The organism is Kribbella sp. NPDC049227 (assembly GCF_043197265.1).
In the GTDB taxonomy this organism is placed as follows: Bacteria; Actinomycetota; Actinomycetes; order Propionibacteriales; family Kribbellaceae; genus Kribbella.
Genome location: NZ_JBICST010000001.1, coordinates 78,518 through 100,081 on the forward strand (window position 1 = coordinate 78,518; position 21,564 = coordinate 100,081).

General features: G+C 68.5%; 19 protein-coding genes. 5 read left to right on the plus strand and 14 right to left on the minus strand.

From position 1 onward, the window contains the following. Positions 1-521 precede the first annotated feature (521 nt). The 7 genes from ACGFH6_RS00415 to ACGFH6_RS00445 form a co-directional block, all read right to left on the minus strand. Complete coding sequence (locus tag ACGFH6_RS00415) at positions 522-1,082, minus strand: DNA-3-methyladenine glycosylase I (protein WP_393379168.1); 561 nt, start codon at positions 1,080-1,082, stop codon at positions 522-524. Continuing rightward, positions 1,079-1,528 carry an SRPBCC family protein gene (locus ACGFH6_RS00420; protein WP_393379169.1) on the minus strand — a complete coding sequence of 150 codons (450 nt, stop codon included), beginning with the start codon at positions 1,526-1,528 and terminating at the stop codon, positions 1,079-1,081. Before ACGFH6_RS00420 ends, ACGFH6_RS00415 begins: the two co-directional genes overlap by 4 nt. Next, on the minus strand, positions 1,528-2,712 hold the full coding sequence (locus tag ACGFH6_RS00425) for a DivIVA domain-containing protein (RefSeq protein ID WP_393381135.1): 1,185 nt from the start codon (positions 2,710-2,712) through the stop codon (positions 1,528-1,530). The genes ACGFH6_RS00420 and ACGFH6_RS00425 overlap by 1 nt, the downstream gene beginning before the upstream one ends. A gap of 76 nt (positions 2,713-2,788) precedes the next feature. Next, a complete protein-coding gene (locus ACGFH6_RS00430) occupies positions 2,789-3,658 on the minus strand; it encodes a TIGR00730 family Rossman fold protein (RefSeq protein WP_393379172.1) in 870 nt (289 codons plus the stop codon). Positions 3,659-3,683: 25 nt separating this feature from the next. Next, positions 3,684-4,763 (minus strand): succinyl-diaminopimelate desuccinylase, encoded by a 1,080-nt coding sequence (dapE, locus tag ACGFH6_RS00435; protein ID WP_393379174.1) that lies wholly within the window; start codon positions 4,761-4,763, stop codon positions 3,684-3,686. Continuing rightward, a complete protein-coding gene (locus ACGFH6_RS00440; RefSeq protein ID WP_393379177.1) occupies positions 4,763-5,449 on the minus strand; it encodes a VOC family protein in 687 nt (228 codons plus the stop codon). Before ACGFH6_RS00440 ends, dapE begins: the two co-directional genes overlap by 1 nt. Positions 5,450-5,459: 10 nt before the next feature. Further along, positions 5,460-6,044: a CGNR zinc finger domain-containing protein gene (locus ACGFH6_RS00445; protein WP_393379179.1), complete on the minus strand. Its 585-nt coding sequence runs from the start codon at positions 6,042-6,044 to the stop codon at positions 5,460-5,462. A 93-nt stretch (positions 6,045-6,137) separates the two neighbouring features. On the opposite strand from ACGFH6_RS00445, the gene ACGFH6_RS00450 reads away from it, so the two are divergent. Next, positions 6,138-6,797 (plus strand): pyridoxal 5'-phosphate synthase, encoded by a 660-nt coding sequence (locus ACGFH6_RS00450; RefSeq protein WP_393379182.1) that lies wholly within the window; start codon positions 6,138-6,140, stop codon positions 6,795-6,797. Further along, positions 6,788-7,456 carry a maleylpyruvate isomerase family mycothiol-dependent enzyme gene (locus ACGFH6_RS00455; RefSeq protein ID WP_393379184.1) on the plus strand — a complete coding sequence of 223 codons (669 nt, stop codon included), beginning with the start codon at positions 6,788-6,790 and terminating at the stop codon, positions 7,454-7,456. The genes ACGFH6_RS00450 and ACGFH6_RS00455 overlap by 10 nt, the downstream gene beginning before the upstream one ends. 100 nt (positions 7,457-7,556) lie before the next feature. On the opposite strand, the gene ACGFH6_RS00460 is transcribed toward ACGFH6_RS00455, so the two are convergent. Genes ACGFH6_RS00460 through ACGFH6_RS00475 form a run of 4 tightly spaced genes read right to left on the minus strand, consistent with a single transcriptional unit; the run spans position 7,557 to position 12,708 of the window. Next, positions 7,557-9,593, minus strand: coding sequence for a DUF4185 domain-containing protein (locus ACGFH6_RS00460; RefSeq protein WP_393379186.1), 2,037 nt, complete (start codon positions 9,591-9,593; stop codon positions 7,557-7,559). Between the two features lie 10 nt (positions 9,594-9,603). Continuing rightward, the gene (locus tag ACGFH6_RS00465) at positions 9,604-10,401 is read right to left on the minus strand and encodes a carbohydrate ABC transporter permease (RefSeq protein ID WP_393379189.1); all 798 of its coding nucleotides are present in this window, start codon (positions 10,399-10,401) and stop codon (positions 9,604-9,606) included. Continuing rightward, positions 10,391-11,347 carry a carbohydrate ABC transporter permease gene (locus ACGFH6_RS00470; RefSeq protein WP_393379192.1) on the minus strand — a complete coding sequence of 319 codons (957 nt, stop codon included), beginning with the start codon at positions 11,345-11,347 and terminating at the stop codon, positions 10,391-10,393. The genes ACGFH6_RS00465 and ACGFH6_RS00470 overlap by 11 nt, the downstream gene beginning before the upstream one ends. Continuing rightward, positions 11,347-12,708 (minus strand): ABC transporter substrate-binding protein, encoded by a 1,362-nt coding sequence (locus ACGFH6_RS00475; RefSeq protein WP_393379195.1) that lies wholly within the window; start codon positions 12,706-12,708, stop codon positions 11,347-11,349. The genes ACGFH6_RS00470 and ACGFH6_RS00475 overlap by 1 nt, the downstream gene beginning before the upstream one ends. A gap of 226 nt (positions 12,709-12,934) precedes the next feature. Here ACGFH6_RS00475 and ACGFH6_RS00480 point away from each other — a divergent pair, with 226 nt between their 5' ends. The 3 genes from ACGFH6_RS00480 to ACGFH6_RS00490 all read left to right on the plus strand — a co-directional run bounded on the left by ACGFH6_RS00480 (position 12,935) and on the right by ACGFH6_RS00490 (position 15,630). Continuing rightward, positions 12,935-13,597: an SIS domain-containing protein gene (locus ACGFH6_RS00480; protein WP_393379198.1), complete on the plus strand. Its 663-nt coding sequence runs from the start codon at positions 12,935-12,937 to the stop codon at positions 13,595-13,597. Continuing rightward, positions 13,594-14,553 (plus strand): ribokinase, encoded by a 960-nt coding sequence (locus ACGFH6_RS00485; protein ID WP_393379200.1) that lies wholly within the window; start codon positions 13,594-13,596, stop codon positions 14,551-14,553. Before ACGFH6_RS00480 ends, ACGFH6_RS00485 begins: the two co-directional genes overlap by 4 nt. Positions 14,554-14,622: 69 nt before the next feature. Further along, entirely contained in the window at positions 14,623-15,630 is a 1,008-nt protein-coding gene (locus ACGFH6_RS00490) for a LacI family DNA-binding transcriptional regulator (protein WP_131359232.1), read from the plus strand. Positions 15,631-16,669: 1,039 nt separating this feature from the next. On the opposite strand, the gene ACGFH6_RS00495 is transcribed toward ACGFH6_RS00490, so the two are convergent. The 3 genes from ACGFH6_RS00495 to ACGFH6_RS00505 are packed head-to-tail and all read right to left on the minus strand — an operon-like array spanning position 16,670 to position 21,510. After that, positions 16,670-19,765 carry a GH92 family glycosyl hydrolase gene (locus ACGFH6_RS00495; protein WP_393379203.1) on the minus strand — a complete coding sequence of 1,032 codons (3,096 nt, stop codon included), beginning with the start codon at positions 19,763-19,765 and terminating at the stop codon, positions 16,670-16,672. A gap of 18 nt (positions 19,766-19,783) precedes the next feature. Then, a complete protein-coding gene (locus tag ACGFH6_RS00500; protein WP_393379206.1) occupies positions 19,784-20,677 on the minus strand; it encodes an NAD-dependent dehydratase in 894 nt (297 codons plus the stop codon). Beyond that, complete coding sequence (locus ACGFH6_RS00505) at positions 20,674-21,510, minus strand: phosphotransferase (protein ID WP_393379208.1); 837 nt, start codon at positions 21,508-21,510, stop codon at positions 20,674-20,676. The genes ACGFH6_RS00500 and ACGFH6_RS00505 overlap by 4 nt, the downstream gene beginning before the upstream one ends. Positions 21,511-21,564: the final 54 nt, after the last annotated feature.

Below are 21,564 nucleotides of genomic sequence, written 5' to 3' on the forward strand. Positions count from 1 at the left end.
CTCAACGAATCAGCGCGCAGGCGACGCTGCGGCCGCCGAGTCGTGGATCGCTGTGCACACGGCGGGCGATTCGCTGCAGACATCCACGACTCGAGGGTCTTTTGGTCGGGTGTCTTCTGGCGGCGGTTTGTTGGTGTGCCCAACGCGTTGCGCCGCTGAGGGGGTGTCGCGCGCGGGGGGGGTGAAAAGTTTGGTGGGCTCCCCGGCCGCGTTCCGGCCGGGCGAGTCACGGCCGGACAACCACCTGACAGTCGGGGAGCCCGGAATCACCTCATCACGTTCAGTGCCCGGAGCACAACTCGTTCAGCCGTTTGTCTTTCAAATTGGCCCAGATCCCTTCCACCACAGGCGTTTCCGGGCAATCGTGCCCTTGCACGCGCCACCTGCATGCCGCAAAGTACGCATGCAGCTGCACGTGCATCGAGCACCAGTCAGCGCCGCACAAAGCTGTTGAGTCTTGCTTGGTTCAGCCCAGAACGACTGCACACGATCTGGTTTCGGGTCGCCGTGCCAGGGGAGGATCAACGGGCGATGCAGGTCGACAGGTGGTCGTTCACGATGCCGCTGGCCTGCATCAGTGCGTACGCCGTCGTCGGGCCGACGAACACGAACCCCTTTTTCTTCAGGGCTTTCGACATCGCGACGGACTCCGGCGTCGTGGCCGGCACATCGCCCAACGTCTTCGGCACCGGCCGATCGACGGGCTGGAACGACCACAGCAGCTCAGTGAACTCGCCGTCGTCCAACTCCAGCAACGCACGTGCGTTGGAGATCGTCGCGTTGATCTTCAGGCGATTCCGGACTATCCCGGGATCGGCCATCAACCGGTCGAAGTCGTCGGTGCCGTACTTCGCGATCACCTCTGGGTCGAAGTGTGCGAACGCGGCCCGGAAGTTCTCCCGCTTGCGCAGGATCGTGATCCACGACAGCCCGGACTGGAACCCTTCCAGCGTCATCCGCTCGAACAGTCCCCGGTCGTCGCGGATCTCCTTGCCCCACTCGTTGTCGTGGTACTCGATGTACTCCGGCGCTGAGGTCGCCCACCCGCATCGCGGCTGCCCGTCCGGCCCGATCACCGTCATCGCGCGACCTCGCGCACCAACCGCCGCAACGAGATCCGCATCAGCACCTCGAACGCCGGCCGCACCACCGGCCACCCCATCCGACCGACCCTCCCCAACGGCGGTACGACGTCCTCCGCCCACGTGAAGGTGCTCCCGACACCGGTAGGAACGATCGAGAAGGTCCCGGTGCCGGCGACGACGGTGCCGAGGTGTTTCACCGTGCACTCGCGCGGCGGATCCCAGTGTGTGATGACCATGTCGTCAGTGAACCCCAAGCCACCGACAGAAGTGCGCGCCGCGATCCCACCGCCGACACCAACGCCGTCGTGCTCGGTCGCCCAGACGCGGGTCAGCAGCATCCATCGCGACTGGCGTTCCCAGTCGATCGCGGCATCCCAGGCTGCTTGCGGACTCAACGACAGATAGACCGACGCTTCCGCGTGGCAGTTCCCGTCGGGGTTCATCAGCTCGGCCGCTGGTAAGCACCCTGATCAGGCGGCGCCGGCTCCTCGTGCTGAGGCGCTGGATCGGGCAGCACCCAGTGTGGCGTCGGAGCGGGCTGCGGCCCGGCCGCCGGCACCGACCGTTGCTGGCCCTGCGAGCTGTCAGCCGCGGGCGGCTGCTCGGGAGCAGGCCGCTGGTACCACGCCTCACCCTCGGGCTCGTACGACGCGGACTCGGGCTGCTGCGGCTCGGGAGCCCGTGTCTCCGACTGGCGAGGCGGCGTCGACTGCTGAGGGGCAGGCTGACGCTCGGCCGGAGTACGCCGGGGTGGTCCGGGCTGGGACTGGGCTTCGAGGAGTGCGCGGGCCTCGGCTTGGAGACGCTCGTACTCGTCCGCCGCAGCCGCGTGGGAAGCGGCGGACCGCTCCCCAGCCGTCTGCTCGGTGGTGACAGGCTGCTCGGCAGTCACAGGCTCGTCGGCAGCGACGGGCTGCTGCAGAGTCAGGGGCGGAAGATAGGCGGCCGGCGACACGCCCTGAGCCGCAGCAGGCTGCACCCCTGCCGAGGGCTGCACGCCACCGGCAGTCTGCGCACCGCCCGCGATCTGAGCGCCACCGGCGGATTGAGCGCCGCCCGCGATCTGAGCGCCGCCAGGCGTCTGAGCGTCGCCGGGCGTCTGCGAGGTGGATCCGGTCTGCCCAGGCTGGCCTCCGGCGGCCGCCTGCTCCGGCGACACGCTGGGCTGCTCGGCCTGCTCCGACGTCACGACAGGCTGCTCAGCCGTGACCGAGGGCTGCTCCGAGGTGTCCGACTCCGGGAAGTCGCCACCGACCATGATCGGCTTCTGCGCCCCGGTGTCGTCGAAGTCGGTCGCGCTGTACCGGGACCGGGACGTGAATCCCGCCCCGTCCGGCGCCTCCACGATCGGCGCGACGGCACGCTCGAGGTCGGCGATCCGGCGGTCGCGCTCGGCGACCTCCTTCGCGACCCGCTCGAGCAGCGTGTCCACCTCGTCCATCCGGTAGCCGCGCAGCCCGACCGCGAACCGGGCCGACTCGATGTCGGCCGAGCTCAGCGCCTGCCGCGCCGGCACGGTCATGTCGGGCCGATCGTCGTACGCCGTACTCATGGCACCCCAACGACCCGAGGCCACCACTGCGACAGCCCCGATCAACAGCACCACGATCAGCCCGAAGAACCACATCACGGGTCCGATCGTGCCATGCCGATCCAGTCACCCGCACAATCGGCAGGGTTTCGGACGTGCCTCACGGGCCGGATCAGCTCCCGTCCGAGCCGAGCCGGTGCGCCTCGCGACGCTCGCGGGCCTCCGGGTTGTTCGCCTCGGCCACGTCCCGGGCAGCGGCGGCCGCGGCCTCCTCAGCGGCGGCGTCGGCCCCTTCACCGGCCTTGACGATGTAGCTGATCGCCTCGTCCACGTCGTCGGTGATGGTGAACATCTCCAGGTCGGCCGCGGAGATCTTCCCGTCCACGAGCATCGTGTCCCGCAGCCAGTCCGCCAGCCCACCCCAGTACGACGTACCGAACAGGACGACCGGGAAGGACGTGACCTTCCGGGTCTGGGCCAGCGTGAGCGCCTCGAACAGCTCGTCCAGCGTGCCGAACCCGCCCGGCATCACCACGAACCCCTGCGCGTACTTCACGAACATGGTCTTGCGGGTGAAGAAGTAGCGGAAGTTCATCCCGATGTCGACCCACTCGTTCAGGCCGTTCTCGAAGGGCAGCTCGATGCCGAGCCCGACCGACACGCCGCCGGCCTCGGAGGCGCCCTTGTTCGCCGCCTCCATCACACCGGGTCCACCACCGGTGATCACGGCGTAACCGGCGCCGACCAGCTTCCGCCCGAACTCCTCGGCGGCGGCGTACATCGGGTCGTTCGGCTTGGTCCGGGCCGAACCGAACACGCTGATCGCGGCGCCGAGCTCGGCGAGCATGCCGAAGCCCTCGATGAACTCCGACTGGATCCGCAGGACCCGCCACGGGTCGGTGTGCACCCAGTCGGACGGGCCGCGGCTGTCCAGCAGGCGCTGCTCCGACGTGGATTGCTGCACCTGGTTGCGGCGCATCACCACCGGCCCGCGCTGCTGGTGGCCGGGCGGGCGGTCGGGGTGGATCGAGGGTTCTGCCATACCCCCAGGTTAGGTCGTCAGGTATTTACCAGCCTGGCGACGCGGGCTCCGTCAACCAAGTCCTCAACCTTTGTTCACACAGCTCGATCTCGGCCTCCGGCACGAACTCGTCCTGCTTGTGCGCGTACAGCGGGTCGCCCGGCCCGTAGTTCACCGCCGGTACGCCGAGCAGCGTGAACCGAGCCACGTCGGTCCACCCGAACTTCGGCTTCGGCTCACCCCCGACCACCTGCAGGAACGCCGCCGCGGCCGGCCGCTCCAGCCCGGGCAGCCCGCCCGGCGCGGAGTCGGTGACGGCGAGCTCGAACCCGTCGAACACCTCCCGGAGATGCGCCTCCGCCTCCGCCTCCGACCGGCTCGGCGCGAACCGGTAGTTGATCTCCACCGTGCACAGATCCGGTACGACGTTGCCCGCGACACCACCGCGGATCGCGACCGCGTTCAGGCCCTCGCGGTACTCCAGGCCGTCGATCGGCACCCGCCGCGGCTCGTACGCCGCCAGTCGCGCGAGGATCTCGCCCGCGGCGTGGATCGCGTTCTTCCCCATCCAGGACCGGGCCGAGTGCGCCCGCTCGCCGCGGGTGGTGACCTCGATCCGCATCGTGCCCTGACAGCCCGCCTCGACGACCGCGTTCGACGGCTCCATCACCACCGCGAACACACCCTCGAGGAGCTCCGGGTTCGACCGGGTCAGCTTGAACAGGCCGTTCCGCTCGGCCTCGACCTCTTCACAGTCGTAGAAGACGTACGTGACGTCGCGGTTCGGCTCGGCCAGCGTGGCGGCGAGCCGGAGTCCGACCGCGACCCCGCCCTTCATGTCGCAGGCGCCGAGCCCGTGGATCAGGCCGTCGGCGCGCCGGGCCGGGAGGTTGTCGTTCAGCGGCACGGTGTCGAGGTGCCCGGCGATGACGATCCGCTCGTCCCGGCCGAGATCGGTGCGCGCGACCACGGTGTTGCCGTGCCGGAACACCTTCAGATGGGCGTACGCCGACAGCGCCGCCTCGACCTCGTCCGCGAGCGCCTCCTCGGTCCCACTGACCGAGGAGATGTTGACCAGCGCCTCGGTCAGCTCCGGGCCGGGCATGGTCAGGTCGAGCTTGTTCATCAAACGTCCTCCGCCGGGGGTACGAACACGCAGAACTCGTTGCCTTCGGGGTCGGCGCAGACGGCCCAGCCGATCTCGTCGTCCTTGGGCCGCAGCAGTGTCGCACCCGCGTCGAGCACCGGCTGCAGTGCGGGCGCGGTGACGTCCCAGTGCACCCGGTTCTTCACCGTCTTCGGCTCCGGCACCGGCACGAAGACCCAGTACGGGAACGGCAGCCCCGGCACGTTCTCCAGCCAGTTGTACGGCGTACCCGGCCTACTGCCGAAGTCACCACCGACCACTCCATGCCACCAGCGCGCCTGCGCCTCGGGGTCGGCCGCGTCGACGATGAGCTCCAGCACCTTGTACGCCGGGACGGTGGTGCGCACGAATCCGCAGAACTCGCCGCCCTCCGGGTCCTCCATCACGGTCCACTGCTGCTCGTCACTGGCCGGCACCTGGATCGTCGCGCCCTGCCGCTCGAGGTCCGCGATCGCGCCGGTCGCGACGTCCAGGTGGACGCGCTGCTTCACCGTCCGCGGCTCGTCCACCTTGTTGATCCAGATGGTCTTCTCCGGTACGTCGCCGACCAGCACGTTCGGGTTGTCGGCCGGCGAGGTCAGCCCCAGGATGTTCCCCCAGAACGCCGTCATCGCGCTCGGGCACGTCACGTCGATACACAGGTCTTTGAAACGTGCGACGGTCATGGCCCACAGGCTATCGGCCGTGCTGCCGGCGGTAATGGCGGTTCACGCGCTCGCGGTTGCCGCAGGACGGGGAGCACCAGGTCTGGCGCGGATCGTCCTGCAGGAAGTACTTCACACAGCGCGCCGCCGGGCAGGCACGGAGCCGGACGCGGTCCGGGCCGGCCAGGAAGTCGATCGCGGAACGGCCGACCGCGCCGACCAGAAGCGCGACCGGGTCGTCGGTCCGCCCGGCCCACTTGGTGACCGGTACGCCGTCTGCGGGCCAGTCCAACCGGGTGGTCCCGAGCCGGTCGGCGGCGCGGTTCACCATGCGCAGTGCCGCCCCGGCATCGATCAGCCGATCCGCATCCGCCGTACTCGCGGGGCGCGGCGCGACCGCGCGGGCGAAGAGTGCTCGGATGGCGCCGCGGATGCGCACGAGTTCGTCTTGCGCGTCGTCGGCGCCCTCGAACGGGCGGCCGAGCACGTCCGCGACGAGATCCTCGTGCTGCTCGACCCAGGTGGCGGTGTCGGCGGGCGTCGCGAGAAGGTCCGCGACACCGCCGTTGCCGTCGTGCCGAATCGTCGCCGCGAGAGCGAAAGCCAGCGTGCTCACGGTCGCAGTCTAATGGGATATCGGGTTGCTGCCATGTGAGTTGCTGCTCTAGGGTCACTAACGTGACAGGCCGCACCTACCGTTAGGCATTCGATGACCGACCTCCGCACCAGACTGCGCGCCGTCCCGACGTTGACCGGGACTCCGCCGGCGTTCGATCCGGCGCTGACGCCGGAGACACCGCATCCGCTGTTCGTCGAGTGGCTGCTGGCCGCGGTCGACCAGCAGATCCCGGAGCCGTGTGCCGCGACGCTGTCGACGGTGCGCGCCGACGGGCGTCCGAACGGACGGGTCCTGATCCTGAAGGACGTCACCGAGGACGGATGGCAGTTCGCCTCGTCGTCGACCAGCCAGAAGGGCGAGGATCTCGCGGGATCGCCGTACGCCGCTCTGACGTTCTACTGGATCCCGCTCGGGCGCCAGGTCCGCGTGCTGGGGACGGTCGAGGCCGCCGATCCGGAGGAGTCCGCGCGTGACTTCCTCGCCCGACCGGTCGGTTCGCGGGCGGCAGCGCTGGCTGGGCGGCAGAGCGCCGTACTCGAGGATTCCGCCGAGGTCGACGCTGCGATCGCTGTGCAGGCCGAGCGGCTGACGGCCGAGCCGGGGCTGGTCGCGCCGAACTGGACTCTCTACACGCTGCGAGCCGACGAGGTGGAGTTCTGGCAGGCCGATCCGGACCGTCGCCACCTCCGCCTTCGCTACCGGCTCGACGACCCGACTCTTCCCTGGACCAAGGAGCGCTTGTGGCCCTGAACGACGTCAACACGGCAGCCGCGCAACTGACCGCGTTGGTGACGGATCTCGACGACGAAACGGCCCGCGGCGCGTCGGTCCTGCCCGGCTGGTCCCGCGGTCACGTGATCACCCACATCGCGAACTTCTCCGAGGCGATGACGAGGCAGGTGGAGGAAGCCCTCCAGGGTCGGCTCGTCGAGTTCTACGACGGCGGCCGCCCAGCCCGGGACGCCGCCATCGAGGCCGGCGCCAACCGCCCCGCCGCCGAGCTCGAGTCCCACCTCAACTCGGCAACCACCGGCCTGCTCACCGCCTTCGGCAAACTCACACCCGACGACTGGCAGCGCCCGATCACCCACCGCACCAGCAACCTGGCCGCCGCCCTCAACACCACCTGGCGCGAGCTCCTCATCCACACCACAGACCTAGGCCTGGCCATCACCCCAGCCGACTGGCCGAGCACCTTCTGCCTGCACCTCCTGGAGTTCCTCCGCCCTCGCACTCCCGAAGACATCACCCTCATCCTGGTCCCCACCGCAGGCCCCACCTGGCAGTCCGGCGCCGGCGAACCCAGAACCCTCACCGGCGAACTCCAAGCCCTCACCGCCTGGTACGCGGGCCGCACCCCCGCCACCCCCGTCGACGGCGCAACCCCCGACTTGCTGCCCTGGCCGTAAGAGGCGGACCTCCAGCACACATCAATCGCCCGCGACGCCGACCTGTCAGGCGTGTGCCGGCCCGCTCGATGCGATTGTGATGCGCTGGAGATCCGCTCTCTCACTCCACGGTGAAGTCGTCCACCTGGATCCAGGTGTCGAGGTTGGGGCCGGTGAAGCCGGAGTACACGGTGAGTTCGTGGACTCCGGCTGGGACCTTGACCGTCACCTCGAGGTGGACGTAGCCGGTGCCTGCCCCGAAGGTGCTGGAGGCCAGGTCCTGAGTGCCGTTGCGGACGCCGAAGCGGCCTTGGCCGGCGGGCAGGTTGGCGGAGGCGTTGATCCAGGAGCCGAAGGTGTAGGTGGCGCCCGGGGTGACGGGGATGGTTTGGTACAGGGCGCTCCACCCGGTGCAGGTGCAGCGGATCCAGCCGTTGTTCGCGCCAGAGTGGGCGAAGCCGAGTCCACGGTCGACACCGTTGGCCGCCGTACCCTCGAACAGCCACGCCGGCTTCCCACCGCCGGTCCCCTCGAAGCCACCATCCGCGAGTTGAGCGACGTACCTGACCGCCAACTCCGACACGGACGTGAAGCTCCGCGTCCCGCCCGGCAGTCCGATCACCCGCACACCATCGGTCTCCTGCACAGGGAACGTGATCGTGTACGTCGTGTTCGCACCGGCCGAGACGTCACCCGGGTACGCCGGTGACACAGTCTGCGCACCGACCTCGACCCATTGACCGTTCTGACGAACCTGCACCCGCGGCCGACCCGTGAAGAACCCACCTTGCGCCGACACCGCACCCGAGGTGAACGACACATTGTTCACCTTGTGGCGAGACGGCCACTCGTAGCCCCACCACGACGCACCCTTCACCTCGTCGTCGAAGTCGGTCTCGCTCCCGGTCGTCGCACCGTCGCTCATCAGCGCCAGACTCCCGGACTGCGTCGACTTGGAGATCGCGACGGCACCCGAAGACGGCGCCGCCAGGTTCTCAGGTCCGGGCAGATTGTCAGCCGGCGCATCAGACGACGGCGTCAAGACGAGCTTGCGCAGGTTGAAGTTGTAGACCGACGTCCCGATCCCGCCGCCACCGCACGGGCAGACGTTCGCCTGGATGTACATCGTCCTACCGTCCGGCTGCACGAACTTCGACGGGATGGTCACGCCGTACCCGCCGTACTTCGAGGTCGACCACGGATACCCGCCGAAGTCCTTGCTCATGAAGTGCTTCCACGGACCCCACGGCGTCGGCGACTCGTAGAACTCGAAGGTGTACTCCGTCCAGGACGTGTACACGTACCGCTTCTGCTGAGCCAGGTATGTGACCCCGCCCTGGCTGATCACACTCAGGTTCGACGCGTTCGTCCCGTACGTCTGTGCGTACAGCCGCCGCTGGTCGGTCAGCACCGGCTTGCGGTCCGCGATCTTCGCCGACCATCCGGACCCGGTGTAGAACTTCCACGCCCCGCGATCCTGGACGTTCCCGCGAGGTACCCGCGCCAGGAACACGCTCTGCGGATCCGCCACCGTGTCGTCGAACGAATCCCGCCAGTTCCCGTCCAGCCCGTACGCGTAGACGTACCCGTCCGGCGCAAGCGCACCGCCCTTACCGAAGTCCGCGAACCAGATCGTCGTGAACACATGGTCGGAGAACATCGGCTTGCTCTTGTCCCACGTCCAGGTCCGCCCGTGGTCGGTCGACTTCAGGATCGTCGCGGCCGGTACGTCGTTGAAGTCCAGCGCAAGGTCCTGGACAGCCAGGTACATCGTGTCCCCGACGCACACCATCCCGGTGGGTTTGCGGTTGTACCCGGCCCCGCTCCAGATCGATCCGACCTGGTCGCCCTTGGAGATCGTTGCCCCGGACAAGTTCCCCGGCGTTCCGTTGATCTCGCTGACCGCGATGTCGGCGAAGTCCTGGTCCAGGCTGAAGCCCTTGCCGTCGCCGTTGGCGGCGTACAGCTTGTCGTTGCCGGCCCAGCAGGACGGCCACAGGTCGCCGTCGCTCGGGCTGGGTGTCCCCTTCGACTCCACCTGTGCCGTGCCGACAGTGGTCGACGTGGCGGCAACCGGCGGCGAGTCGGAGGACTGGGTGAGCAGTGTCGCCGTTCCGAAGACCAGCGGCAGGACAGCAAGCAGAGCCCCACGCTTCATGAGCGTTCCTTTACTTGAGGCCGGTCGTCTTCATCGCGTCGACCAGGCGTTTCTGGCCCGCGACGAACACCACGACCGTCGGGATGGCCGCGATCACCGCGGCCGCGAGAATGAGGTTCCAGGCCGAGGCGTACTGCCCCTGCATCCCGGACACACCGAGCTGGATCACCCGCAGGTCCGGGTTCCTGGTGATGGTCAGCGGCCACAGGAACGCGTTCCAGTTGGCCAGGAAGAACAGCACCGACAGCGACGCGAGCACCGGGCGGCTCAGCGGCAGGATGACGCTCCAGTACCGCCGCCAGTAGCCGCAGCCGTCCAGGTCGGCCGCCTCCTCCAGCTCCCGCGGGATGTTCAGGTAGTACTGCCGGAGCAGGAAGATGCCGAAGGCATGGAAGATGCTGGGCACGATCAGGCCGGCGTAGCTGTCCAGCAGCCCGAGTTGCTTGGCCACCAGGAACAGCGGCACCAGGATCACCGGCAGCGACACCAGCAGCGTCGACATGATGCCGGAGAAGATGATCCCGCGCCCCGGGAACCGCAGCCGGGCCAGCGCGTACGCCGCCATCGAGTGGAAGAACAACGCGACCACAGTGACGACCACCGCCACGATCGCACTGTTCAGCATGAACCGCGGCATCGGGATCTTCAGCAGGACGTACTGCAGATTGTCCAGCGTCCAGGTGGTCGGCCAGCCGAAGTTGAACACGTCCTCGGCCGGCTTGAGCGCGCTGATCGCGATCCACAGCAACGGCAGTACGGCGATGATCGCCAGCACGTGCGCCAGGATGGGCAGGAATCTAATCCTCATCGAAGCGGCCTCCTCGGGTGAAGCCGAACATCAGGCCGGTGCAGATCACCAGGATCGCGACGACCACGGTGGTCAGCGCGGCGGCGTACCCCATGTTGTTGAAGGTGAAGGCCTGCTCGTAGATGTAGAGCACGACCGTGCTGGTGGCGCGGGCCGGGCCGCCCTTGGTGAGAACGAAGACCAGGTCGAACGCCTGCAGACCGGTGACCGCGCCGATCGTCGAGTTGACCACGACGAAGAAGCTGGTCGGGCGGAGCAGCGGCCAGATCACGTAGCGGAACCGTTGCCACGAGCTCGCGCCGTCGATCTGCGCGGCGTCCTCGAGCTCCTTCGGTACGTCTTTCAACCCGGCCAGGAAGACCAGCATCTGATATCCCATCAGGAACCAGACACTGATCACCACATAGGTGCCGAGCGCGAGTGACGGCGTACCGAGGAAGGACACGTCGCCGAGGCCGAACGGCGCGAGCAGCTTGGACAGCGCGCCGCGCTTGTCGACCAGCAGGAACTGCCAGATCAGGCCGACCACGACCAGGCTGACCACGTTCGGCAGGAAGAACGCCGAGCGGACCCAGCCGATGCCCTTGAAGTGGTTGCGGACCAGCATGGCCAGCGCGAAGCTCACCACGAACGCGATCGGCACGAAGGTGACGACGTAGATCGCGGTGACCTTCAGCGACGCCCAGAGCTGGTCGTCGCCGGCCATCAACTTGTAGTTGGCCAGACCGACGTACTGGTAGTTGCCGAAGCCGTCGACCTTGAAGAACGCGACGCCGAACGCGAGCACCATCGGCAGTGCGACGAAGATCAGCAGGCCGATGGTGTCCGGCGCGAGGAAGGCGTACGCCGCCAGTGCCTCGCGCCGTTTCCGCGTCATCCCGGCCTTGGCTTTGGGAGCCTGGGCCTTCTTCCGCGCGGTGGTGGGAGGAGCTGTCGTGGTCACCATCAGCTGATCGGCGCGCCCTGGTAGGTCTTCAGGAAGGTGTCGATCTTGGCCGCCGCGTCAGCCGCCGCCTTGGCGGGGTCGGCCGCGTTCAACTGGCAGGCCTGGATCGCGTCCGCGATCGGCTGGTACACCTCCGGTGGGAAGCGCGGCTCCGGCTTGCCGGTCGGCGCGATCTCGCTGACGAACTTCTTCAGCGCGCCGTCGGCGAACGCACCCTTGGCGTCCGCGGCCTGCTGCACCGACTTGCGCGGCGGCAGGTTGGTCTTCACCACGGTGTTCCACTGCCGCTGGCGTTCGATGCCGGCGGCATCGGTCGAGCCGAGCGCCCAGGCGATGAACTTCGCCGCGGCCTCCGGGTTCGCGCCCTTGGAGTTGGCCACGAACGCCCAGCCGCCGAGGTCGGTGGCCGGCTTGCCGCCGTCCGGGGTCGGGTGCGGGATGATGCCGTACTTGAAGGTCTTGGCCTTCGCGCGCATGTCCGCGACCGCCCAGATGCCGCTCTGCTGCATCGCGGCCGCGCCGGAGCCGAGGTTGGACACGACGTCGCCGCCGCCGTCGCCGAGCGCCTTGCGCGGGGCCACCTTGTGCTGGATGGTGTCCTGCCAGAACTTCAGTGCCTGGACGGCGGCCGGCGAGTCGAACGCGACCTTGCCGTCCTTGATCGGCGTACCGTCGCCCTGCCAGAGGAACGGGTACCAGGTGAAGTTCTGGTAGTAGCCGGGCAGCGTCTCGAACATCACGCCGTACCGGTCCTTGCCGGTCAGCTTCTCCGCGACCGCGATGGTCTGGTCCCAGGTCTTCGGCAGGTCCGCCTCGGACAAGCCGGCCTTCTCGAACGCGGTCTCGCTGTAGTACATCGCCAGCGGCTCGATCTCCATCGGCAGGCCGTAGACCTTGCCGTCGACGCTGCGCGCCTCGAGCAGGCCGGGCAGGTAGTCGGCCTTCGACTCGTCGGACAACGCCGAGCCGAGGTCCTGCAGTACGCCGCCGTTGTAGTAGCGCAGGAAGTCACCGGGGCTGATCAGGAAGATGTCCGGTCCCTGCCCCGACTGGAACGCGGTCTGCAGGGTGGTCCCGTTCAGGTAGTCCTTGCCGGGGATGTAGCGCAGCTTGACCTTGACGTCGTTGTTCTTGTTCCACTCCGCGACGGTGTCGACGAACCACTTGCTCTGTGGGCCTTGGTCGTCGGACGGGCCGTAGAAGTTCCAGAACGACATCTCCTTGGCGTTGCCGCCGGAGTCGTCGCCACCGCAGGCGGACAGCAGCGGTACGCCGGCCGCCGACGCGGCGACGGCGCCGAGTCCGCCGCGCAGGATCGAGCGGCGGCTGAGCTGCCTGGCAGGGAAGGGTGTTGCGGCCATCAGGTGCTCCAGGGGGTGTGCTCTCGAACGACCGAGGATTGGCAATCGATTTCTCGCAATCTACGAGTGACGACCTGGCCGGTCAAGGCCCGAACCGGTGACGATGTGATCAACCCGGCCGATTTCCTCGTGCACGTGAGGGTTTCGACCTCGGTGCAGACGTTGACACTGCCGGATCGGGCTGCCTACTCTTCGGAAATCGATTTCTGACATGAGAGGCGCTGGGATGCCAGTTGTGCCGAACCGTGCGACCGCCCACCGCACGGCCGACGAGCTGTCCAGGGACCTGGTGGCACGGGGGTTGGAAGCGGCGCGGAACGCGATCGAGACCGAGGCCGCGGCGGTGTCCGCGTTGGCGGACCGGCTGGACGGGGTCTTCCTCGACGTCCTGACCGCCGTCGCCGGCTGCGAAGGTCACCTGGTGGTGACCGGCCTCGGCAAGTCCGGGCTGGTCGGCCGCAAGATCGCCGCCACACTCGCCAGCACCGGAACGCCGGCTACCTTCATCCACTCCGGCGACGCGCTGCACGGCGACTCCGGTGCGGTGACGACCCGCGATCTGGTCCTCGCCCTGTCCGCCTCCGGTGAGACCGCCGAGGTGTGCGCGTTCGCCCGGATGCTGCGCGACCGGGAGATCCCGGTGATCGCGATGACCGGCAACGAGGAGTCGACGCTGGCCCGGCTGGCGACGTACACGCTGGACACGATGGTGCTGAAGGAGGCGGATCCGCTGAACCTCGCGCCGACCGCATCGACCACAGCTTCGCTCGCGATGGGTGACGCGCTCGCCTGTGCCCTCGTCGTACTGCGGGAGTTCAGTCACCACGACTTCGCCCGGTTCCATCCATCAGGTGCCCTCGGCAAGCGTCTGCTGGGGGACGAGGCATGAGTTCGTACGACGTCTGCGTGCTCGGCTCGTTCATGAAGGACCTGGTCGCTTCGGCCGAACGGCGACCGTTGCCAGGCGAAACCTTGCACGGGACCGGCTTCGCGGAGTTCCTCGGCGGCAAGGGCGTGAACCAGGCCATCGCGGCCGCGCGGATGGGCGCCCGGACCGCGATCGTCGGCACCATCGGCGAGGACCGGTACGGCGAGGAGTTCCTCGAACTGCTCGAGTCCGACGGCGTCGACACCGCGTGGGTGGTCCGTCATCCGTCGCTCGGTACGGGCGTCGGTCTGCCGCTCGTACTGCCGGACGGTGGCAACTCGATCATCATCGTGTCCCGGGCCAACGCCGCGATCACCGCGGCCGACGTCGAGGCGGCAGCCGGCGTACTTACCGCCAGTAAGGTCCTCAGCGTCCAGCTCGAACTCCCGGTCGAGGCGAGCCACGCTGCCCTCCGGCTCGCCTCGACCGCGGACGTCACCACGATCCTCACCCCGGCCCCCGTCGGCCCGGTCGATCCGACGCTGGCGTCGTACGTCGACATCCTGGTACCGAACGAGGTGGAGGCGGCCGCGCTGACCGGGCTGAACTGCGACGACGAATCGCAGGTGCCCGCGATCGCGCGGAAGCTGGCCGAGGAGTGGGACCTGCGCGGGTGTGTCGTGACGCTGGGGTCGCGCGGGGCCTACGTTCTGGATCGGGCGCGGGATTTCGAGGAACGAGTCGAGGCGCACCGGGTCGCGACCGTCGACACGGTCGGTGCTGGGGACGCCTTCTGCGGTTCGCTGGCCGCGTCTCTGGCCGGCGGTGCCGAGCTGATCGACGCCGTACGTCTGGCCAACGCTGCCGGTGCCCTCTCCACCACCGTGAACGGCGCCGCGGACTCCGCTCCGGACCGCGCGGCCGCGGTGGCTCTCCTCGACGGCGCGACATCTGGCGTCGGACCGCCGCCCACATGAGATCCTTTCTGTCGGATCGGGGTTAGAGTGCGATCCAGACGACCTTCGGATCTCCAGCGGGGAGCGGGCATGACGACGATCTACGACGTCGCGCGTAGATCAGGCGTGTCCCCGGCCACTGTCTCGCGGGTGCTGAGCGGCCGTCGCAACGTGGATCCGCAGTTGTCCGAGAAGGTCCGGGCCGCGGTGGCCGAGCTCGGCTACCGCCCGAACGGCGTCGCCCGCAACCTGCGCAAGTCCAGTACGAACCTGTGGGCCGTGGTCATCTCCGACATCGAGAACCCGTTCTTCACGTCGTTGGTCCGTGGTCTGGAGGACGTCGCGCAGACCGAGGGGTACCACGTCGTACTGTGCAACTCCGACGAGGACCCGGCCAAGGAGGCGGCATACGCCTCGGCGGTGCTGACCGACCAGATGGCCGGTGTCGTCATCTCCCCGACGTCGACGGCCGAGGGCGTGCAGCAACTCGCGGAAGCGAAGATCCCGCTGGTACTGATCGACCGCCGCGTCGACGGCGTCGAGGCGGACACCGTGCTGGTCGACAACGAGCACGGCGCGCACGAGGGCGTCAAACACTTGATCGACGGTGGGTATCAACGCATCGCGTGCATCACGGGTCCACGGAAGGTCAGCACGGCCATGGATCGGCTGGCCGGCTATCGGTCGGCGTTGCGGGCTGGTGGGATCCGCTACAACAAGGACCTCGTCCGGCACGCGGACTTCCGCGAGGCCGGTGGGTATGCGGCGATGGAGAGTCTCCTCGAACTGGCCGAGCCGCCCGAGGCGCTGTTCGTCACCAACAACCTGATGACGGTCGGTGCGCTGGAATGCCTGGCAAAGAAGGGCCTCCGCGCTCCGGCCGACATCGCGGTGGTCGGCTTCGACGACATCCCGTGGGCGGACCTCGTCGTACCCAGCCTGACCACGGTCGCCCAGCCGACGTACGAGCTAGGCCGAACCGCGGGCCTTCTGCTGAAGGACCGCACCGCCTCCCCCGGCCGCCCACCCTCCACCGTCACCCTCCGCACCGAACTCCACATCCGAGCCACCTCAGCCCCCCGAACCAAGAAACGCTGACACAAACACCTAGCCGGAAAGCACACCGCTCCGCGGCGACTGCCCTGTAGCCCGCCTCCGGCGGCGCACGGAACTGTCCACCGACCACCGCCCTCCCACCGACTACAAGGTCATCCGAAGAACACACATCGGACACCGATCCGCGGCGACCAAGCTGTCGGCCGCCTCCGGCGGCGTGCGGAACTGTCCACCGACCACCACCCTCCCACCGACTACTAGGTCATCCGAGGACGCAGATCGGACACCGCTTGGCGGCGACGGTCCTGTTGCCGCCTCCGGTGGCCGGCGCTGATCGTGACACGGGTTAGGTGATCGGCGGGGCGGGCAACTGTCGGGGATATCCGGGAGGCTGCTCGATCCCGCCAATCAAGTGCCTCCGGTCAACGGCTGCTGGCGTACCGAAGGACGGGTAGTAGTCGGCTGCAGCCTGCTCACGCAGGCGGCGCCAGGTCGCGCCGGCGTGCCAGGCGGCAACTACTACCCGTCCTTCGGTACGGGCAGACCCGGCCGGGGCCCGGCCTGGACGAGGCGACAACCCACCCCCGCCGATCATGTGTCTCCAGCCAACGGCTGCCGGCGTACCGAAAGACGGGTAGTAGTCGCCTGCAGCCGGCTCACGCGGGCGGCGCCAGGTCGGGCCGGGGCGCCAGGCGGCAACTACTACCCGTCCTTCGGTACGGATAGACCCGGGCAGACGCCCGGCGCGGATGGGACGGCGGGTCGGGCGAGGTTCGGTGGCAGGCCGGCGACGTCGGCGGGTTGTCGCGCCGATCACGTGGGTGCGGAGTCCCGGTCGGCGCGCGCCGCCGGAGGCGGCCAACAGTCAGTCGTCGCGAAGCGGTGTCCTTTCCATGCGGTCGCGGTCCGCGGGTGCCGCCGCCCCGGGCGGAGGTTCGGAGGTAGGCCGGCGACGTCGGTGAGTTGTCGCGCCGATCACGTGGGGTGCGCGGTCGCGGTCGGCGTGCGCCGCCGGGGGCGGCCAATAGGCAGTCGCCGCGAAGCGGGGTCCTTTCGGTGTGGTGCGGTGGCTGGGCTGGGGTTAGTGGAGGAGTTCGAGTTGGCTGAGGGTTGGGGTGCTGGTGGAGGTGGTGATGGTTAGGCGGTAGTGCTGGTAGGGGGCTGGGGTGGGGATTTTGAAGGGGCGGGTTTGGCGGGGCCAGGGGAAGGACTGGTTGGTTCGGGTGTCCAGGTGGATCCAGGTGGTGTTGTCGGTGGAGGCTTCCAGGTGCCAGGCGGTGGGGGTGCCGCCGGTGCCGGAGGTGAGGGTGTAGAAGGACGCCGTGGCTGGGGAAGGGAGGGACCAGTGGATGGTGGGGGTTGGGGTGTCGAAGGTGACCTCCGTGGTGGAGGTGTTGTCGAAGAGGGGGTTGCCGGGGTCGTGCGGGATCAGGTCGACGAGCGGGGTGGGGATGGCGTCGTCCTGGGTGATGGAGGGTGGGGTGGCCAGGGTTGCCCAGTCGGACGGGTCGGGGCCGAGGGTGAACTCGATGTGGTGGGCGGCGCGGAGTTCGGCGTCCCCGATTGATGCGGTAGGCAACTGTTTGCCGTCGACCAGGAGCTCTTGGACGTAAGGGTGTTGCGCACCCGATGCCGTGATGACGATGGGCTTGCCGCCCAGCGGGGTGACGACGGTGCGGGAGAAGAGCGGCGAGCCGATCGCGTATTCGGGGGCGCCGACGCGGAGCGGATAGATGCCCAGGGCAGCGAACAGGTACCACGCGGACATCTCGCCGTTGTCCTCGTCGCCTGGGTAGCCCTGGCCGATCTGTTCGCCGACGTAAAGACGGTCGAGGACCTCGCGGACGATGGCCTGCGTCTTGTGGGGTGCGCCGGCGTAGTTGTACATCCAGGCGATGTGGTGGGCCGGCTGGTTGCTGAAGCCGAACTGGCCCATCCGGACGGCCTGGGCTTCGAGCATCTCGTGGATGACGATCGAGTAGGTGCCCTTCTTCACCGCGAGTTCCGGGGTGGCGAAGAACTCGTCGAGCTTCGCCTCCAGTCCGCGCGGGCCGCCGTACAGGTTCGCGAGGCCGCGTGGGTCGTGAGCGACGTGGAAGGCGAAGTTCCACCCGTCGGTCTCGGTGAAGTCACCGCCCCACTCGCACGGGTCGAACTCTTCGGGCGTCTTCGCGAACGTACCGTCCGGCCGCCGGCCCTGGAAGAAGTTGACGGCGTCGTCGAAGAGCAGGACGTAGTTCAGTGATCGCCGGCGCAGGTACCCCGCTTCCTCCGCGAGGTGAGCGCGGCGAGCGGCAGCAACCGCGGGATCATCGGCGAGACGGGCGGCCATCTCGGCGAGGCCGAAGTCGTTCAGGTACGCCTCGAGCGACCAGGACACGCTCTCCTCGGTGTCGGTGCTCACGTATCCGGTGAAGAACCCGGTCTCCACGCCCTTCCGCCCGACCTCGGTCGCCTCCGGCCCGACGGTGGCATTGCGGAGGCCGGCGTCGTACGTCGCCAACGGATCCGGCAGCTCGACGCCCTTCAGATAGGCATCCGCGAACGACACGTCGGAGCTGGTCCCGGTCATGCAGTCCGCGTAGCCCGGCGACGACCAGCGTGCGATCCAGCCACCGTCGCGGTACTGCTGCACGAACCCGTCGACGAACTCGGCCGCCAGCGACGGGTAGAGGAACGCGTACGCCGGCCACGCGGTCCGATAGGTGTCCCAGAACCCACTGTTGACGTAGATCTTCCCGGGCTTCACCACCGCACGATCGCCCTCGGGCGCGGTGACCGGGCTGGCGTAGCGGTAGTCCGGTTCGTCAACGCTTCCGGCGTTCTCGAACTGGCTGTTCGGGTAGAGGTTGAGTCGGTAGAGGTTGCCGTAGACCGTGCGTAGCTGCGGCTCGGTCGCGTCGTCCGGCCGGATCACCGCGAGCCGCTCGTTCCAGGCCTGGTTCGCGGCCTGCCGGATGTCCTCGAAGGATCGTCCCTCGAGCTCGAGGGACAGGTTGTGGCGCGCCTGGTCGACGCCGATGAACGACGTAGCGATCCGCAGCGTCACCTCCTCCACCCCTGAGAACGTCACCGCGCGAGCGTTGTCCCGGCCACCGACAGCCGGCCCGAAACCCTCGGGCGCTGAGGAGAAGACCCCGTAGCAGTACATCCGGGTCCGGCCGAACTCCGACCCGTTGTCGACCCAGCCGGTCAGCGCGGTCCCGTCGAAGCTGAAGGCGCCGTTCTCGTCGATGGTGTCGAACACGAGATGCCGGCCGGCCGCGTCGCCCGGGAAGCCGAACCGGAAGATCGCCCCGTGATCGGTCGGCGCCAGCTCGGCCAGTACGCCGTTCGCAAGCCGGACCGAGTACAGGTCCGGCCGGGCGATCTCGTCGTCGTGGCTGAAGGCGGCGGCGCGTTCGGCCGGATCGCCGAGCGGCTCGGCCGCGGCCACAGGCATGATCGTCAGCTGGTCCCGGTCACCCATCCACGGGCTGGGCTGGTGTGAGAACGACAGGCCCTGCAGCTCCGGCCGGTTGCCGGCGTTGTTCGCGCGGTGGTACTCGTACGGCCAGCGGTGGGTCGAGGCGTCGGTCACCGGCGTGAGGAAGTTGAAGCCGTTCGGCCAAGCGGTGATCGGCAGCGTGTTGCCGCGGGAGAAGTCGTGGCTGGCGTTGGTGCCGCGCCGGGTGTCGACGTACGCGGCCAGGTCCGTGCCGTCCAGCCGGGCCGGCGCCGGCCCGATCTCGACATCGTCGACCCAACCCTCGAAAGTCTCTGAAGGAGCGTCGACCACGAGCAGCACCCGGTCGACGGTCTTCCCGGCCGCCGGCGAGAGGTCGACCTGTACGTCGTTCCACTGGTTCGCGTAGAGGATCTTGGCCGCGCCCTGGCCAGCCGCATCGAGCGGCATCCCGTACTGGTCCGTGGCGCCGAGACCGGACAGCCGAGTGCCGTCGGCGAAGACCAGGTCCACCGCCGCGTACGTCGCCGAGTAGCTGAGCATCTCGTCGAGCTCGGGATAGATCTTGTACCGCAGCCGGTCTCCGACCTGCAGTAGGCCACCCACCGTCTGAAGCGCCGCTTCCTGACGGCCTCCCGTCGTACCGGAGTAGCGGGTCGCGTCGACACTGCTGAAGCCGGCGCCGCTCGGGCTGGTCGGGCCGACCGGCCCTCCACCTGTCTCGATGATCACGGGAGGCAATGCTACGGATCAGTGCGGCGGCGGAGGCGGGACGTTCCCATCCTGGACCCAAGCCACGTAGTCACGTGCGATCTCCGCATCCGCCCGCAGCCGGAGTCCCGCCGCCAGGGCCCGCCGATTGTCGAGCCGGAACGTCCCGTCGTTGCTCCCGTCGTGCGGCAGGTGGAACCGGTCCACCGCCGGCGACCAGTCCACCGGAGCAGCATCGGGTACGACGGAACGCCAGGCGTCGGCCAGCTCCACCATCGTCCGAGTCGGCCCGACCGCGTTGAACGGACCACTCACGCGCTCGGTCGTGAGTCGGAGCAGGAAGTCGGCCAGGTCGCGGGCGTCGACGTACTGAACCGGCTGCGAGCGTCGGGCGGCGCACTCCATCCGGTTGCCATGGGCGAGCGCGGAGCCCCAGTTGCCGAAGTCCGGGTTGTACGGACCGACCACGAAACCGGACCGAACTGCCGCGGTCCGCGCGCCGAAGGTGGCCGACAGCAACGACTCGCAGCGCACCTTCGACGGGCCGTAGATGTCCATCGTGAACTCGTCCTCGGGTGCACCGTCCGGCCAGTCCAGCAGTGGAGCCGACTCGTCCATCCCCGGCATCACCTTGCTGGCGTAGACGGCGATCGACGACATGTAGGTGTAGTGGCCGACACGATCCCGGAGCAGGTCCGCACTCAGCCGGACCTGTGGAAGCAGGAAGCCGGACATGTCGATGACACCGTCCCACTCCCCCGTCGCCAGCACGTCCGGCGCGGCCCGCTCACCGACCAAGCGTCGTACCTCGGGGAACAGCTCAGGGTTGGTCACGCCACGGTTGAACAGCGTCACGTCGTGACCGTCGCGCAGGGCGGCCTCGACGACATGACGGCCGAGGTTCTTCGTCCCGCCGAGGACGAGCAGCCTCACGACAGCTGGTCCATCAGATCCTCGAGCTCGGCCAGGAGCGGGGCGATCCAGGTGCCGGATTCCGGGATCGTGCGCCGGCCCTCGGCGACGACGAAGTCCAGTGCGAGAAGGCAGAAGCAGGCGCCGCCGGCGAGGAGTTGGCGGTCGACCAGGAACGGATCCGCGCCGGCCGTCTCGACGTAGTGGGCAACGATCGGACCGCGGTCGTGGCCGAGTGCGGTCGCGTCGCGGACCAGGGTGTACAGGTCGCTGAGGTACGGCGCGACGTACGTCAGCGGCCAGTCGACCGCGGTCCACCGGGTGCCGTCGCTGACAAGGTTCTTCGGCACGAAATCACCATGGACGACGGCCAACGGTGCGTCCCGGTGCAGTGCGGCGAGAGCCTCGGTCAACGGCCCGACGTCGAACGAGATCCGGTCGATGCGGTCGGCCAACTCCTTGACCCGCTCCGGCGGGAACCCGCTCGGCCCGGAGACAACCCGGGAGCGAATCTCGGCCACCAACTCGGCCGCAGCCAGGAACCCCTCCGCCGACGGCTCCTGCTCCAGCGTCACCCGGCCCACGTCCGCGAGCACGAGCATGCCGTCCTCGGCGTGGATCAGCTCCGGTGCCGGCAGCCCCAAGGGGATGACGAACCGCTCGTACGCCGTTCCCTCACCAGACTGACTGTCCGTACCCCGCTTCACGATCACGCTGCGCAGTCCGTACGACAACCGCCATACTTCCGACGATCCCCACTGCCGCAGCAACTCCCCGCGCAACGCTCCGACCGACGGAGCCTCCGTAGCCCGCAGTACCGGTCCGTCAACATGCGAGAGCCACGCCGGAAGCATCACGCCAGTAGATCACGGCCGCTCGATCAGCCGCCGCCGAATTTCCCAGCCGGG